Origin of the sequence: Pseudoglutamicibacter cumminsii (assembly GCF_016907775.1) — a bacterium.
In the GTDB taxonomy this organism is placed as follows: Bacteria; Actinomycetota; Actinomycetes; order Actinomycetales; family Micrococcaceae; genus Pseudoglutamicibacter; species Pseudoglutamicibacter cumminsii.
Window position 1 is genome coordinate 544,864 of record NZ_JAFBCO010000001.1, and the last position, 15,885, is coordinate 560,748.

General features: G+C 62.1%; 16 protein-coding genes. 8 read left to right on the top strand and 8 right to left on the bottom strand.

The features are described from left to right. A complete protein-coding gene (locus JOD50_RS02500) occupies positions 1–1,221 on the bottom strand; it encodes a MarP family serine protease (RefSeq protein ID WP_204880286.1) in 1,221 nt (406 codons plus the stop codon). 245 nt (positions 1,222–1,466) lie between these two features. Here JOD50_RS02500 and JOD50_RS02505 point away from each other — a divergent pair, with 245 nt between their 5' ends. Next, the gene (locus JOD50_RS02505; protein WP_101630340.1) at positions 1,467–2,144 is read left to right on the top strand and encodes a Crp/Fnr family transcriptional regulator; all 678 of its coding nucleotides are present in this window, start codon (positions 1,467–1,469) and stop codon (positions 2,142–2,144) included. A gap of 81 nt (positions 2,145–2,225) precedes the next feature. Here JOD50_RS02505 and JOD50_RS02510 read toward each other — a convergent pair whose 3' ends face one another. From JOD50_RS02510 to JOD50_RS02520, 3 genes are all read right to left on the bottom strand, one after another. After that, positions 2,226–3,041 (bottom strand): NUDIX hydrolase, encoded by an 816-nt coding sequence (locus tag JOD50_RS02510; protein ID WP_204880287.1) that lies wholly within the window; start codon positions 3,039–3,041, stop codon positions 2,226–2,228. A 103-nt stretch (positions 3,042–3,144) separates the two neighbouring features. Then, positions 3,145–3,612 carry an Atu1372/SO_1960 family protein gene (locus JOD50_RS02515; RefSeq protein WP_204880288.1) on the bottom strand — a complete coding sequence of 156 codons (468 nt, stop codon included), beginning with the start codon at positions 3,610–3,612 and terminating at the stop codon, positions 3,145–3,147. 10 nt (positions 3,613–3,622) lie between these two features. After that, a complete protein-coding gene (locus JOD50_RS02520) occupies positions 3,623–3,832 on the bottom strand; it encodes a DUF4177 domain-containing protein (RefSeq protein WP_101630337.1) in 210 nt (69 codons plus the stop codon). Positions 3,833–3,960: 128 nt separating this feature from the next. Between JOD50_RS02520 and JOD50_RS02525 the strand changes: the two genes are divergently transcribed. Both JOD50_RS02525 and JOD50_RS02530 read left to right on the top strand, forming a co-directional pair. After that, complete coding sequence (locus tag JOD50_RS02525) at positions 3,961–6,306, top strand: transglycosylase domain-containing protein (protein WP_204880289.1); 2,346 nt, start codon at positions 3,961–3,963, stop codon at positions 6,304–6,306. A gap of 40 nt (positions 6,307–6,346) precedes the next feature. Continuing rightward, positions 6,347–7,324: a metallophosphoesterase gene (locus JOD50_RS02530; RefSeq protein WP_204880290.1), complete on the top strand. Its 978-nt coding sequence runs from the start codon at positions 6,347–6,349 to the stop codon at positions 7,322–7,324. 6 nt (positions 7,325–7,330) lie between these two features. On the opposite strand, the gene JOD50_RS02535 is transcribed toward JOD50_RS02530, so the two are convergent. Together JOD50_RS02535 and purD are read right to left on the bottom strand one after the other, a co-directional pair. Further along, positions 7,331–8,248 carry a phosphoribosylaminoimidazolesuccinocarboxamide synthase gene (locus JOD50_RS02535; protein ID WP_204880291.1) on the bottom strand — a complete coding sequence of 306 codons (918 nt, stop codon included), beginning with the start codon at positions 8,246–8,248 and terminating at the stop codon, positions 7,331–7,333. Then, entirely contained in the window at positions 8,245–9,567 is a 1,323-nt protein-coding gene (gene purD / locus JOD50_RS02540; RefSeq protein ID WP_204880292.1) for a phosphoribosylamine--glycine ligase, read from the bottom strand. The genes JOD50_RS02535 and purD overlap by 4 nt, the downstream gene beginning before the upstream one ends. Positions 9,568–9,665: 98 nt before the next feature. On the opposite strand from purD, the gene JOD50_RS02545 reads away from it, so the two are divergent. From JOD50_RS02545 to purM, 5 genes are all read left to right on the top strand, one after another. Continuing rightward, the gene (locus JOD50_RS02545) at positions 9,666–10,733 is read left to right on the top strand and encodes an asparaginase (RefSeq protein WP_204880293.1); all 1,068 of its coding nucleotides are present in this window, start codon (positions 9,666–9,668) and stop codon (positions 10,731–10,733) included. Positions 10,734–10,853: 120 nt separating this feature from the next. Further along, positions 10,854–11,234: a sterol carrier family protein gene (locus JOD50_RS02550; RefSeq protein ID WP_338051976.1), complete on the top strand. Its 381-nt coding sequence runs from the start codon at positions 10,854–10,856 to the stop codon at positions 11,232–11,234. A gap of 49 nt (positions 11,235–11,283) precedes the next feature. After that, positions 11,284–11,682 (top strand): hypothetical protein, encoded by a 399-nt coding sequence (locus JOD50_RS02555; RefSeq protein ID WP_204880295.1) that lies wholly within the window; start codon positions 11,284–11,286, stop codon positions 11,680–11,682. Between the two features lie 86 nt (positions 11,683–11,768). Beyond that, a complete protein-coding gene (gene purF, locus JOD50_RS02560) occupies positions 11,769–13,292 on the top strand; it encodes an amidophosphoribosyltransferase (RefSeq protein ID WP_204880296.1) in 1,524 nt (507 codons plus the stop codon). Between the two features lie 31 nt (positions 13,293–13,323). Beyond that, positions 13,324–14,466, top strand: coding sequence for a phosphoribosylformylglycinamidine cyclo-ligase (gene purM, locus JOD50_RS02565; RefSeq protein WP_204880297.1), 1,143 nt, complete (start codon positions 13,324–13,326; stop codon positions 14,464–14,466). Between the two features lie 5 nt (positions 14,467–14,471). Here the strand turns inward: purM and JOD50_RS02570 are convergent, their stop codons facing one another. Both JOD50_RS02570 and JOD50_RS02575 read right to left on the bottom strand, forming a co-directional pair. Further along, complete coding sequence (locus tag JOD50_RS02570; protein ID WP_204880298.1) at positions 14,472–15,521, bottom strand: Sir2 family NAD-dependent protein deacetylase; 1,050 nt, start codon at positions 15,519–15,521, stop codon at positions 14,472–14,474. 128 nt (positions 15,522–15,649) lie between these two features. Beyond that, positions 15,650–15,877 (bottom strand): DUF3073 domain-containing protein, encoded by a 228-nt coding sequence (locus JOD50_RS02575; protein ID WP_109303105.1) that lies wholly within the window; start codon positions 15,875–15,877, stop codon positions 15,650–15,652. Between the last annotated feature and the right edge of the window lie 8 nt (positions 15,878–15,885).

The window sequence follows — 15,885 nt, forward strand, 5'->3', positions numbered from 1 at the left end:
TTACTTGCACGACCCGGTTGACACCGCACTCGACCGGCCCGGGGCCTCACCGACGATGGTTTTCAGCTCATCATTCGTGATCGCGTAGCCGACATTGTCCTCGTCCTTAGACTTCGCGAAAATCATTCCGCGGAACGTGCCATCGCTAGCCACGAGCGGCCCACCCGAGTTGCCGCGCTTCACATCCGCCGCAAGCTGATAAACATCAACCTGAGACGAACCGCTGCCATAAATGTTCGGCAACTGCGCCATCGCCCGCTGCTTCACCGCAGCCTGCGAAACCGTGTAAGGACCACCCGCCGGGAAGCCCATGAACGCCGCCTCATCGCCGGCACGCAACGTGCGGCCCATCTCCAACGGACGCATGTCGAGCCCATCCACCGCAATCACAGCGATGTCGCGGCGCGAATCAAACGTGACAGTCCGGCCCGTCAGAGCCCTGCCATCCGGAGTCTCAATAACAGGCTGCTCGATGCCACGCACAACGTGGGCATTCGTCAACAAACGGTCCGGCGCGATCGCGAACGACGTACCCGTCTGGTTCACACCACACTCGGTAGCGATACCAGTAACCCGCGCAACAGACCCCTTCACAGCATTCTGCGCATCGGTCAGATCCGAATCAGCTGGAATCCCCGCATCCGGAGAAACAGACGGCGACGGATCCCCCGGAACGGGCTGCGGAGAAGGCAACCGAGGAAGAGAAATCTCCGGAAGCTCAAGCGCCGCAACAACCTGACGAGCCTCACCCAGCGAGCGCTCCATGACCTCCGGAGTCGTGTCCCGGACCGCCTGAACCACCCGCGAATTAGCCAGCTGGGGAGACAACCACGGCATACCCAACGCCGACCACGTAAACGCAAGAGCGGAAATAGTCACCCACGTCGCCGCAAAATACACGACCGACCCGCCAAGGCGATCCCACCATCGAGGACGAGGCCGATCCATCCACCTACGAATCTGCGCAGCCGCGGCCTCACCAAGCCCCTGACCAATCGCAAGCAAAACAGCGAACGTAATAAACAAACCCGCAGCACGCCACGCGGGATCCTGAATAGTGCGAGCCATCAACGGGATACAGAAGAACGCCGCAGCAGCACCCGCGAGGAAACCCGCCGTAGCGCCCAAAGAAACCATGAAAGCCTTGCGCCAGCCAGTCCACAGCTGCGCGATGATCGCAAGAATTAGAATCCAATCAATGAGATGCAGACCTAGAAACACCGCACCTCCTCCATCTGACGCAACGTTCCCGCGAGCTCATTCACACTGCACAACTCTCGCGTTCACCAGCACTAGCCGTGCTGAACATCTTAACCAGGCCCACCCCACACTGCCTCGCAACAGTGCAGAACGTTATGCAATTGTTTTGAAAATGATTCACTACGAACGAAATCGGGTTGCGCCAAGTGGCATGCGGCACAATAGTATTGAACAAGAGCCATAAATCGCATACACAAAGGAGACCCATGGACATCGAGGTCCTTCGCCGGGCGCCGCTGTTCGCGCACTTGAGCGACGAAGCTTTCAACGTTCTGACCGAAGAACTCACCCAGGTTGACCTGACCCGTGGCATGTCCGTCTTCCACGAAGGCGATCAGGGCGATCAGCTGTACGTAATCATCTCCGGCAAAATCAAACTCGGACGCACCGCAGCAGACGGCCGCGAAAACCTCGTCGCAGTCCTCGGCCCTGGCGAACTGTTCGGCGAAATGGCTCTCTTCGATCCACACCCGCGCAACGCAACCGCAACCGCTGTGACCGAAACCCACCTCGCTGGCCTGCGCCACGAAAACCTGCGCCGCGCACTCGCGACCAACCCTGAGGTTTCCGCGCAGCTCCTGCAGGCTCTGGCACGCCGCCTGCGCCGCACCAACGAATCCCTCGCGGACCTCGTATTCTCCGACGTCCCTGGCCGCGTCGCGAAGGCCCTCCTGGACCTCGCAGACCGCTTTGGCCGCCCAACCGCAGACGGCATCCTGGTTCCACACGAACTCACCCAGGAAGAACTCGCGCAGCTGGTTGGCGCGTCCCGCGAAACCGTGAACAAGGCCCTCGCCGAATTCGTACAGCGCGGCTGGCTCCGCCTAGAAGCACGCGCCGTCGTCATCCTCGACGCTGCACGCCTACGCCAGCGTTCACGCTAAACCAACCGGAGCACACTTACTTCTAGATAACGATGGGCGGACCAGTTCAACTGGTCCGCCCATCGTTATCTGTAAAAACTTCTACCTATGCAGCCGCTCTCCAGGTAGCCGCGCCGGATGATCAGTCACAAGGTTCAAACCCCACTCGAACCCATCCACGGCTCGGTGAACCAACTCGAGCCGCGCATGCGTCCATGACCGAGGCTGCGACATAAACGCGACCAAACCATGCGCTTCGCTCGCCTCCTCAATGACAGCCTGAATAGGCGGCGCAACAACCTCAGGCCAACGCCCATCAACGCCCACCGGACCGGCGGGCCCTGAAATCCGTTCAGCGGACTGATCGCGATCAACCGGAACCCACGCACCCCAATGGTCGCCGCCCGGGATCACGGAAACGTCCTGACCCACCGGCAAAGCAATCGCGAAGACCGAACTCTCAACACGTCGCAAAGCGTAGTCAGCGCTCACCCAACGGCACACAAACCTCAACAGGTCAGTACGTAAGCCCCACCCACGATGCTCAATCCACCGAGAAAAACGCGTGCTGTCCGTAGCGATCTCGGAACGAGCAGTCGTCCACTCAGCGCTACCGATCGAATCCACCAGGTCCACATCCGAAAACCCCGCAAGCAGGATCCCCGTCTCCATGAACAAGCCACGCACCGCCGCCATGACCGCACGACGAGCACCCGCAACGTCATCCGTACCCATCCGGGCAGCCCACTCACGCGCAGACGGACCAAACCAACGGACGTTATCGTCGTCCACCGGCTCAACTACGGCGGACGGAGGCGCAACCTGGCCCAACGGAGACTCCGGCTGCCGTTGCGTCATCCACGTCACCAAACCATCGGCATGCTGGTCCATGACCAAAACCTGGCTTGCATGACGCACCCGCACAGGATGCGGATGCACCAACTCAAACCAGTTCCGTGCCGACGCCCGCTCCCACCTAGGAACCGGATACACCCGCCGCAACGGCCGGCTGAAACGCCGATCACTCAAAAGCGACGGTGATTTCAACTTCAACCGGGGAATCCAACGGCAAAACCGGAACACCCACCGCCGAACGCGCGTGCTTACCCGCTTCACCGAACACTTCGCCCAACAGCTCGGAAGCGCCATTCACCACGCCGGGCTGCCCCGTGAACTCAGGAGTCGAAGCCACAAAGCCCGTCACCTTCACCACACGAGTCACCCGGTCAAGGGAGCCCAGCTCCGAACGAATCGCAGCCAACGCATTGATCGCCGCAGTACGCGCCAAGTCATACGCCTGCTCCGGGCTCACAGCACCGCCAACCTTGCCGGTCGCAGGCAACTGGCCCGCGACCATCGGCAACTGGCCCGACGTCTGAACCGTGCCGTTAAACGTCACCGCAGGAACATACGCCGCCAAAGGCTTCACAACCTCCGGAAGCTCAATCCCCAACTCGACAAGACGCTTCTCAAAAGAAACCTCAGCCACCGTCAAACCCCTACTCAGACTCGAGCGGGCGCTTAAAGTAACCCACCAAATTCACCGAAGGAGCAGCAACAATCTCCGCCCCCGTCGTCGGAGCAGCGCCGCCAGCTGCAGGCATCGAAACAACCTGCACCAACTCCCAGCCCTGCTTACCGAAGTTATCCAAAATGGCCTTAGTGTTATGCACCATCAAAGGCGCCGTGAAGTACTCCCACTTAGTCATACACACAAGCCTAGCGCGCCCACACCCCCTCGTGAGACCCTCCACAGAACCGTGAGACCATCCACAGACTCGACTCTTTCCAAGGTAGCTCCGGTACCCTAGTGCCTATGTCCCAAGGTAAGTCCCTCTTGAGCACGTCCACTTCAACAGTGCGCAGACTGCTCGGATTCCTGCTCGCAAGCGTCCTCGCCGGCGTCCTCACGGCAGGCACCCTCGTGCCGCTCGTAATCTTCACCGGCACCGCCACCAACATGGCTTCCGACGCCTACGCGGCAATCCCGTCGTTCCCAAAGAACACGCCAGTGCCAGAACCTTCCATCATCTACGACCGCAAGGGCAAGGTCGTAGCGAAGTTCTTCGCGCAGGACCGCAAACCGGTCAAGCTCAAGGAGATCTCACCTTGGATGCAGAAAGCGATCGTCTCCGTTGAAGACGAACGCTTCTACGAACACGGCGGCGCCGACCCACGCGGTATTTTGCGCGCGGCCGTATCCAACCTCACGGGCTTCGGCGGTCAGCAGGGTGCATCCACGATCACCCAGCAGTACGTCAACAACCGCAACATTCTGAATCAGATCTCGGAAGGCGTTCCCGCTTCCGAACTGACGATCTCCGGCAATAAGTCCGTGGCGGACAAAGCCCGCGAAATCAAGTGGGCTAATGAGATCGAACAGACGATGAGCAAGGACGAAATCCTCGAGGGATACCTCAACCTCGTCTTGTTCTCCGGAACGACCTACGGCATCGAAGCCGCTTCGCAGCGTTTCTTCTCGATCCCTGCGAAGGATCTCAACATCGAACAGTCCGCGATGCTTGCGGGCATGGTTCAGCGCCCGGGCTACTACAACCCGGTCAGCAACCCGGAAGTCACGATCCAGCGCCGCAACGCAGTGCTTGGCCGCATGCTCCATACCGGCGCGATCACCCAGAAGGAATACGACGCTGCCGTCAAGAAGGACCTCGAGCTGAAGCCTTCGCACAACCAGTCCGGTTGCACGGCCGCGAAAGAAGCCCCTTACTTCTGCACCTACGTTTACTGGGAAATCCTCAACAACCCAGAGTTCGGCAAAACCCAGCAGGATCGCGAATACCTCCTGCTCAACGGCGGCCTCAAGATTCACACAACCTTGGACATGAAGCTGCAGAAGGCCGCGAACAAGCAGGTACGTGAGGCCGTCCCAGAAGGCGACAAGGGCGGCTTGGGCTCCGCTATCGTCTCGCGCGACAACAAGACCGGCGACATCCTCGCGATGGCGCAGAACACCAAGTTCGGGACGAGCGAGAAAGAACCTGACGCCTACACCGAATACAACTTCACTACAGACCGTTCACACGGCGGCTCGGGCGGCTTCCAGGGTGGTTCGACCGCCAAGGTCTGGACCGCTCTCGCGTGGATCGAGGCTGGTAAGAGCGTCAACTCGACCGTTAACGCATCCCGCCGTAACTACACGGGTAGCTCGTGGAAGGCTTCCTGCTTGCCAGGCAAGACCTACAAGATCTTCGAACCGTGGAACGTCGGTAACGCGATCGCGAACCAGTACAGGAACATGCCAATGAACAAGGGCCTGTACTGGTCCATCAACTCCGCGACCGTCGCCGAGGCCTACCAACTGGACTTGTGCGACATCACGTCGGTCGCAGAACGCATGGGCTTGCTCGATGGCCAGGTCACCCAGAAGGGCGAACCTGCAGACGCCACATCGCTGGCTTCCACCGGCCCTTCGCTCGTGATCGGTTCGCAGTCCGTGACCCCGCTCGCGCAGGCTCGCGGATTCGGCGCCTTCGCGAACGAAGGCAAGATCTGCGAAAACCGTGTGTTCACCAAGATCACCGGTGCGGACGGAACCGAGTACAAGGTTCCTGAACCTGAGTGCAAACGCATCTTCGAAAAGAAGGATGTATCCACGCTCAACAGCATCCTGACCAAGATCGCCGGCGAACGCATCGTCAAGGGCCGCTTCAATGCCCCTACTGGCGGCAAGACGGGTACCAACGACTACGCAACCTCGACGTGGTTCGCTGGCTACACCGAAGGCATGACCACGGTCGCGTGGATTGGCCGCAAGGACGGCACGACCAAGGTTGGTCTGCACAACGGCATCAAGCTACGCGGTAACCCAGTGCGTCGGGGTGACTCCATGACCCATGCCGGCCCAATGTGGGCCAAGTACATGGCTGAGGTCTACAAGGAATACGACCACGGGAAGATCCCGAACGCCGTCAAGCAGTCGAGTTCGTCGCGGTCCTCGAGCTCCGATGGTTCCTCGGCGCGCCAGGCGCCAGCCCCTGCTCCATCGTCATCGTCATCGCCTTCCTCTTCTCCAAAGCCGAGCCAGGAAGAGCGGAAGGAAACGCAGGAAAAGAAGGGCAAACCGGAGAAGAAGGACAAGCCAAAGCCGCCTCCTAAGAAGGAGAATCCACCTAAGGAGAACCGCTCGGGCGGCCCAACCTCCGGCCGAATTGGCGACGACTAATCCTGCGCGGGACGACTAGGCTTGCGCGAAAGGTGAGATAGTGCCGAATCAGTTGAAGCGCCTTGCCGCCTATTCAGCGGGTGCCGCGGTTGCTGGTGGTTCCGTTCTCGCTGCACGAGCTGCGTGGAATGCGCTGGACTTCCGAATCACTGAGCACACGGTTCCCGTATTGGAGCCGGGTGCGCAGCCGATCCGTTTGTTGCACATTTCGGATATCCATATGGCTCCTAGGCAGCGTGCGAAAGTTGCGTGGCTACATTCATTGGCTGAGCTGAAACCTGACGTCGTGATCAACACTGGCGACAACCTCGCTAGACACAACGCAGAAGATGCCCTCATCGAAGCGCTCGAGCCGCTTCTTGAGTGCCCCGGCGCGTTCGTCCCTGGATCGCACTGCTACCACACCTCGCGGCTCAAAAATCCGCTCTCGTACCTGAGCAAGCGGCGCTTGACGGGTGAAAAGATCCGGTACGCAGAACACGACGAACTCGACTGGCGCCGGATGCACGCCGCGTTCGAAGCCGCTGGCTGGCTCAACGCCGCCAACGCGCACGGATGGGTCGAGGTCCCTTCCCGGGACGCTTCTTCGAGCCCACGCCGAATCGTGGTCACCGGTGTGGACGACCCGCACATCGGCTTGGATCGGGTCACGCCCTGGCCTGACGAGGCCACACAGCAAGCCAGCATGCCTGGTGGCGACAGCTCTGTTGCATTCCGGCTCGGGCTAACTCATGCCCCGTACCGCCACATTCTGAATCAGCTCACGACGATGGGCGCAGACCTCATCTTGGCAGGCCACACGCACGGTGGTCAGATTGCCCTGCCGGGCTACGGCGCGGTGGTTTCCAACGCAGACATCCCGACCGGCAGAGCCGCCGGGCTGGGCACGTGGATCGCAGGCCGCCGCCGCGCATATCTGAATGTTTCTCAGGGCGTTGGGGCGAGCCGTTTCGTTCCGTTCCGCACCGGGTTCAAGCCCGGCGCATCGCTCATCACGCTGGTTGCGCGCGAGGTTTGATCTCGCTTACGCGTACGGCTGCGAGCGCGGCGTAAATTCGTGGCCGGTGAGGCGTTCGAACGCTTCGATGTAGCGCTGCGAGGTCGCCGCGACGATGTCCTCCGGGAGGGCCGGTGGAGGGGTGTCGCTCGCTTTGTCCCACCCAGAGGCCTCAGAGGTCAGCCAGTCGCGCACGAACTGCTTGTCGAAGGACGGCTGGGACTGGCCCGGCTTGTATTCCTCGGCATCCCAGAAGCGGGACGAGTCTGGGGTCAGAACCTCGTCGCCCAGGACCGTGGGGCCCGTTACGGGGTCCTTACCGAACTCAACCTTGGTATCGGCGAGGATGATGCCGCGTTCGCGCGCGATCTTTTCGGCTCGTGTGTACACGTCCATGGTGAGCTCGGCGAGCTCTTCGGCGGCTTCGCGACCAACCCGCTCAACCATCTGCTCGAACGTGATGTTCTCGTCGTGTTCGCCCACCTCAGCCTTGGCAGACGGTGTGAAGATCGCTGGCTCGAGCTTGGAGCCGTCAACGAGGCCCTCCGGAAGTTCGATCCCGGTCACGGTCTGGCTCTGTTTGTATTCGGCGAGCCCCGAACCCGTCAGGTAGCCGCGCGCGATGCACTCGATCGGATACATGTCCAACCGCTGGCAGATCATGGCACGATGCGCAACGGGCTCCGGAACATCGGTAGACAGCACGTGGTTGGCGACGCCGCTGAGCTGTTCGAACCACCACAACGAAAGCTGGGTCAGCACCTCGCCCTTATGGGTGATGGGGGTGCTCAGCACGTGGTCGTAGGCGCTGATGCGGTCTGATGCGACCACAAGGACGCGGTCGGTTACGTCTGGGTTCTCAGGGACGTAGAGGTCACGCACCTTGCCCGAGTAGGTGTGCTTCCAGCCCTCGAGCTGGATTGGGTTGGTCGTGTAGCCGCTCACTGTGTGTCCCCTTCTTCGGTGGTGCCGGCGCCAGATGTCCCAGCGTCTGGAATCGTGATCTCGCCGCGCGCTGCTTTGAGCGCGATGTCGGTGCGCTTCTGCGCCCCATCAAAGGTGATCTTCTCGGCGCCGGCGTACGCGACTTCGCGTGCATCGTTGAGGTCTTCACCCAAGCCAACGACGGCCAGGACGCGCCCACCAGCGGTGACGAGCTCGCCGTCGGCGTTGAGGGCGGTACCAGCGTGGAGAACGGATACGGCTTCATGAGCCTCGGCCGCGTCAACACCCGTGATGACGTCGCCCTTCGAGGAGGACTCCGGGTAGCCGGCGGAAGCCAGCACCACGGCTACCGCGGTGCGTTCATCCCACACGAGCGGTTCGATGGTGTCGAGCTTGCCGCGCGCCGCAGCGAGCAGGACGCGACCCAACGGCGAGCGCAGGCGCTGCAGAACCGGCTGGGTTTCGGGGTCGCCAAAGCGGGCGTTGAATTCAATGACGCGCAGGCCGCGGCTCGTCACGGCGAGACCGCAGTAGAGGACTCCGACGAACGGGGTTCCGCGGTTCTTCATCGCCACGAGCGTCGGTTCCGCGACGCGCTCCATGACCTGCGCGACGAATCCTTCAGGGAGCCACGGCAGCGGCGTGTACGCGCCCATGCCGCCGGTGTTGGGGCCTTCGTCGTTGTCGAAGATGCGCTTGAAGTCTTGGGCCGGCTCAAGCGGGACCGCGTTGGTTCCGTCGGAGAGCACGAAAAGCGAAACCTCAGGTCCGTCCAGGAACTCTTCGATCACAACGCTTCCGCCGGCGTCGAAGCACGCCTGAGCGTGCGCGAGCGCCTCCGCGCGATCAGAGGTCACGACGACGCCCTTGCCTGCCGCGAGGCCATCGTCCTTAACGACGTACGGGGCACCGAACATATCGAGCGCATCGGCGGCCTCTTCAGCCGTGGTAGCCACGCGCGCCATCGCGGTTGGGACCTCGGCCTCAGCCATGATCTCTTTAGCGAACGCCTTCGACGCTTCGAGCTGTGCCGCGGCCTTCGAAGGTCCGAAAACCGGGACACCTGCTTCTACAAGCGCGTCCGCGGCACCCGCTGCGAGCGGGGCTTCCGGCCCAACAACCACCAGATCAACAGCGAGTTCCTTCGCGAGCGCAACGCACGCGTCGGGATCTGTGGTGTTGAGATCGTGGACGGGCACATCCGCCGCGATGCCGGCGTTACCGGGGGCGGCGTGCACCTCCTCAACGGAGTCATCGCGCAAAAGCGCACGGACAAGGGCGTGTTCGCGGCCACCTGGGCCAATTACCAAGACCTTCACAGTTTTCCATCCTATAGATTCCGCGCCGCATATTCTCGGTCGGTTGCGGACGTGGCTGTGCCACGCGACCTCAGCATGCGGTGCATTACCCTGGCTGTATGACTTCCGACACTTTTACTTCTGCTGATCCGCACTACAGCCCGGACCGTTCGATCACGGCCGCGGACGTCGTCGAGCTCGCTCATGTGACCCGCAACGGCGCGGTTGAATCGCGTCACCTCGGTGTGCTCGCGGTTGTAGGGCCAGACGGTGAGTTGGTGGCTTCGCTGGGTGATCCTGAGGCGCTGATTTTCCCTCGCTCGACGCTCAAGCCGTTTCAGGCGTTCGCGTCGCTGCGCGCGGGCGCCGAGCTGGACGATGAGGCGCTTGCGTTGGCGTGTGCGTCTCACCAGGGTGGGGTGCGGCATCAAGAGTTGGCTGAGCGGATGCTGCGTGAGGCCGGTTTGGATGCTGGCGCGTTGAGGTGCCCGGATGCGATGCCTCGTGATGCGCAGGCCCGCCGAGACCGAATCAAGCAGGATGCTGGGCCGGATAAGCTCGCGTTCAACTGCTCGGGCAAGCACGCGGGATTCTTGAAGGCCGCGGTCGCCTCGGGCGTAGATACGGAGTCTTATCTTGACCCGGAGCATCCCGTTCAGAAGGATGCGTTGCATCTCCTTGAGGTTTTGGGTGGAGCTCCGCTTGGCGTGGTGGGCGTCGATGGTTGCGGTGCTCCGGCCCCGCAGCTGACGGTCACGGCACTCGCGCGGGCGGTTGCTCGTCTGGTGTCCGGTACCTTGCCTGAGGGGCACGGCTTCACTGACGATGATGCGGCGATGTGGGCGCGGATCGCTCCTGCGATGTTGGCGCATCCATGGGCTGTTCACGGCGAGGGTGAGGAGAACACCGTCACGATGCAGCGCACTGGCGTGGTCGCCAAGCTGGGCGCTGAGGCTGTGTTGGTTTTGGGCACCAAGGATGGCTATGGCTTGGCTTTGAAGATGCTCGACGGCGGTGACCGCGCGAACACGCGTGTCGGCATGGATGCGCTGGTTGCGCTGGGTCTTGCGGATTCCGATGTGGTTGCAGCCGCGTTGGATGAGATGGATAAGCCTGTTTTGGGTGGCGGCGCACCAGTGGGTGAGGTTCGGAGCTCTGCTGCGGTGACGCAATTGAGTCGCGCATAAGTGCGCTTGGTCACATAAACCACATATGCTGGGGGTAGGGTTGCCGCTAGTTCTTCTGGTGGTTCCCGGTCCCGGTGGCCGCGCCAGGGCGGTTGCCTGAGGAGCCTTATGGAGGTTCATGTGGCACAGAAACGTAAGATCTCGGTTGAGCAGGGCGACGCTGCGGTTGCTGCGTGGCGGAATGATCGTCAGAGCCTTGATAAGAAAACGGAAGCGATCGCTGTCCGCTACGTGCTGCAGCTTTTGACGGAGCGCGCTCCCGGCGGTTCGGTTGAGGTTCGCGTTCCTCCACACGGTGCGGTTCAGTGCATCGAGGGCACGTCTCATACGCGAGGGACTCCACCGAATGTTGTGGAGATGACCCCGGACACGTGGCTTCAGCTGGCTACTGGTTCGCTCGAGTGGGCAGATGCTCTGGAACGCGGACTCGTGGATGCGTCGGGGACTCGTAGTGATCTGAGCGAGTACTTCCCGCTGTGCGAAGCGTCCGTGATTAACTAACGCGCGGCGCTGGGCTAGTAGGCCTGTGGCGCTGGGTACGCTTGTCTTTATGACTGACAAGCCCACTGAGAACACCGAGAACACCGACAACCACGCGCCGTCTGCACAGCCTGTCCCTGCGCTTGCTGAAGGAACGCGCTCACAGACCGCGGCCCCTGAGCCTGTCGAGTTTGAGGTTCGTGTTGCACCTAAGCCTGGCGCGTTCTTGGTGACCGGTGGCGCTCTCGGTGTGATCGTTGCGCTGATCTCTGCGTGGCTGGGTGGCGGAACCGAGGAACACTCGATGGGTAGCGTCTTCGGCTTCCTCGCGGTCCTCTTCGCGATCATCGGCGTTGGAATCGGCGCGATCGTTTTCCTGATTTTCGACCGCGTGGGCCGCAAACGCACCAAACACATTTATGCCGTCAAGGAAGGCTCTGCCGACGGGGCTGACACGGCAAACGAGTAACATTCAGCGCCACCATGCGCCGCGCTATTCTGCACTGCTGGTCTTTTGGTATTTACCGACTGCCGTAGTGTGACAAAATAGGCGGCATGGCTCGTGGCAACGGAATGCTCAATCATGACCTCCTCCCTGACGAACGTCGCGTACAAGAAGAGTGCGGCGTTTTCGGCGTGTGGGCGCCGGGTGAGGACGTAGCGAAGCTCGCATATTACGGTCTTTACGCTCTGCAACACCGCGGACAAGAATCCGCCGGTATCGCCGTTTCGACCGGCGAGCGCATCAATGTGTACAAAGACATTGGTTTGGTTTCGCACGTTTTCGATGAGAACACCCTTAACGCGTTGTCCGGCGATATGGCTGTGGGCCACTGCCGCTATTCGACGACGGGCGCCAATAAGTGGGCTAACGCTCAGCCGACGCTGGGGCCGACCCCGTACGGCACGGTTGCGCTCGCGCACAACGGCAACATCACGAACACTCGCGAGCTGTCCCGCTTGATCGGTGAGTTGCACGGCGAAGAAACCAAGGGCGAGATCCGCGCAGGTAACACGACGGATACCGCGCTCATCACGGCCCTTCTGGATAACGACGCGCACGATTCGCTTGAAGACACGATCGCTGAGCTTTTGCCTCGTCTTCGTGGCGCGTTCTCGCTCGTGTTCATGGACGAGCACACCCTGTATGCCGCACGTGACCCGTGGGGTGTCCGCCCGCTGGTTCTGGGCCGGCTTGAGCGCGGCTGGGTTGTCGCAAGCGAGCAGGCCGCACTCGCCACCGTGGGTGCGAGCGTGATCCGTGAGATCAAGCCGGGCGAGATGGTCGCGATTGACGCGAACGGCGTGCGCACCCGACGTTTCGCTAAAAAGCAGCGCGCTGGCTGCGTTTTCGAATACGTTTACCTGGCTCGCCCTGACGCGACGATCAAGGGCCGCAACGTCTATGAGTCCCGCGTTGAAATGGGCCGAGTCCTAGCACGGGAGAACACGGCCGAGGCCGACATCGTGATTCCTGTCCCGGAGTCCGGCACGCCTGCCGCGATCGGCTACGCGGAAGCCTCAGGGATCCCGTTCGCGCACGGGTTCGTCAAGAACGCCTACGTGGGCCGCACATTCATCCAGCCGACGCAGACGCTGCGTCAGCTCGGCATCAAGCTCAAACTCAACGCTATGGAGTCCGTGATCCGCGGCAAGCGCGTCGTGGTTGTTGACGACTCGATCGTGCGCGGTAACACTCAGCGCGCCGTCGTGCGTTCCCTGCGCGAAGCTGGTGCCGCGGAAGTGCACGTCAAGATCTCCTCGCCGCCAGTCAAGTGGCCGTGCTTCTACGGAATCGATTTCGCGACCCGCGCCGAGCTCATCGCTAACGGAGCCGACGAAGAGCAGATCGCGCAGTCGATCGGCGCTGACTCGCTAGCCTATATTTCAGAAGACGGCATGATCGCGGCGACCGAACAGCCACGCGAGAAGCTGTGCACCGCGTGCTTCACCGGCGAGTACCCCATCGCGCTCCCTGACTATAAAGACCTCGGCCCGGAGATCACCGAACGTGACCCGGGCCGCCACCCGGAAATCCTAGAGAAACGTGCGCAGGCTCTCTCCTCCGCTGAGTCCTAGCCTGACCTCCAAACAAAGGAACTGAAACTCCATGAGCTCCTCTGATCAGCAACCCATTACCTATGCCGATGCTGGTGTGGACGTTGAGGCCGGCGACCGTGCGGTCGAGCTGATGAAGGCCTCCGTCAAGGCAACCCACTCCCCCGCTGTTGTGGGTGGCGTGGGCGGCTTCGCGGGCATGTACGACGCGTCGGCGCTACTGAAGTACAAGCGTCCGCTGCTCGCTTCCTCGACCGATGGTGTGGGTACCAAGGTCGCGATCGCTCAGGCTATGGATAAGCACGACACGATCGGTTTCGACCTCGTCGGCATGGTTGTTGACGACATCGTGGTGGTCGGCGCTGAGCCGCTCGTCATGACTGACTACATCGCGTGCGGCAAGGTTGTCCCTGAGCGGATCGCCGCGATCGTCTCCGGTATCGCAGAGGGCTGCCGCCTCGCTGGCACCTCGCTAGTTGGTGGCGAGACAGCCGAGCACCCTGGCCTGCTCGGCCCGGATGAGTACGATGTGGCAGGCGCCGCTACCGGTGTTGTTGAGGCTCAAGCGATGCTCGGCCCTGAACGCGTCAAGGCTGGCGACCGCGTGATCGCGATGGCGTCCTCCGGTATCCACTCGAACGGCTACTCCCTGGTGCGCCGCGTGATCCACGCTGCCGGCTGGGACCTGAACCGCGAGGTCACCGAGCTGGGCCGCACCCTGGGCGAAGAGCTGCTCGAGCCAACCCGCGTCTACGCTGGCGACTGCCTCTCGCTCATGCGGACGCTCAACACCGAGCCAGAGTCGCCTGAGGCGCCTCTGCGTGGCTTCTCGCACGTGACTGGCGGTGGCCTGGCAGCGAACCTCGCCCGTGTCCTCCCGACCGGCCTCGCTGCCACTGTGGACCGCGGAACCTGGGAGCTCCCAGCGATCTTCTCGCTCATCGGGCAGCTCGGCAAGGTGCCGCAGGACGACCTCGAACGCACCCTCAACGTGGGCGTTGGCATGGTCGCGATCGTCGCCCCAGATGCGGCGGCGGATGCGATCGCACACCTCAACGCGCGCGGCCTGCAGGCATGGGACATGGGTGAAGTCACCGAACTCACCGATGAGATCCGCGCTGACGAAGCGACCGTCCAGGGCGCTAAGGGCGTCGACGGCGGCGCCGTCCGCCTCGTCGGCAACTACGCGAGCTAGCTAACTCAGCTGTGTGAACGCAGCAGCTTGGCTTCGACCTCAAGCAAGGCCGGGGTTGCGAGCGTTCTCCACAGCACATCGACCTTGTCGTCGGCGCGGCCCGGGCCCGCGGTGATTGTCGCCGCGGGCTGGCCCCGCTTGATCGCGTCAAGCACAAAACGGTAGCCCGACATCACGGCCAGCGAGCTACCAATCACAAGCAGCGCATCGGACTCCGCTTTGAGCTCCTCGACGTGCTCTCGTCGCTCCTGCGGAACGTTCTCACCGAAGTACACGACCGAGGGCTTCATCTTCTCCGAACCGCACACAGCGCAGCCCACCGTGTTGAAGCGAGCCACATCCGCATCGGACAGTGACACATCGCCATCAGGGTTCACATACGCGTCCCGGACCGTGACCGATTCGCGGTAACCAGGGTTAGCGGCCTCGAGGCGAACCTCGTACACCTCGCGCGGCTCGGTGGCGCCGCAATCGAGGCATTCGACCTGCGTCATATCGCCGTGCAACGCGATGACGTCCGTGGCGCCTGCTTCCTCGTGCAAGCCATCCACGTTCTGCGTCACGATCCCCGAAAGCAAGCCGCGGCGCTGCCATTCAGCCAGCACCCGATGCCCCAGGTTAGGGCGGGCCTGGTTCATGAGCCGGTGCCCAATGAAAGCCCGCGCCCAATACCGCTTGCGAGCGGCCGGGTCCGCACGGAACTCCTGAACCGTCATCGGACGCGTACGGCGCAACGACCCCTGCGGGCCCCGGTAATCCGGGATCCCCGAATCCGTGGAAACGCCCGCGCCCGTCAAAACCAAAACCCGGCCGCGGCGCACCATCGCCGTCACGGCCTCGCGAGCCTCATCATCCGGGGTCGGGTCAGCGCTATGCCCCACCGCACGCTCAAGCGAACGCAACGCCGCCTTATGCGCATCAGCAACGCGAGGGTTATCCGTAAACGCGGTCTGTTCCTCGCTCCACCGCGGCAACGGCGTCACGCCCTCAAGGCCAGCATTGCCAGCGCTGCCAGCGTTGCCAGTGCCACCGGCGTTATGCGCGTTATGAGGCATCGAACCCTCCCCAGCATCCACAGACGGAACAGAAAAACAGACTCACAGAAACGCGAGAGGCCGCTGAACCAACCAGGTTCCAGCGGCCTCTCACACGACGTTAAACCCACTCACAAGCGGGGAAGCGATCAATATCGACGATCGTCCTCATCGTCGTCATCATCAAAGGCGCCATAGCGGGCAGCAAGATCCGCGTATGGGTCATCCTCGTACTGCTCTTCCGAGTAGTCTCGCGAGTTCTGAGAACCCCCGATACCTAGCTCGCGCTCGAGAGCACTCAAATCGGTGCCCGGGGTGAAGTACTTCATCTCCCGGGCCTGACGTGTTGCCTTAGCCTTCTGACGGCCGCGCCCCATGGCGTGAC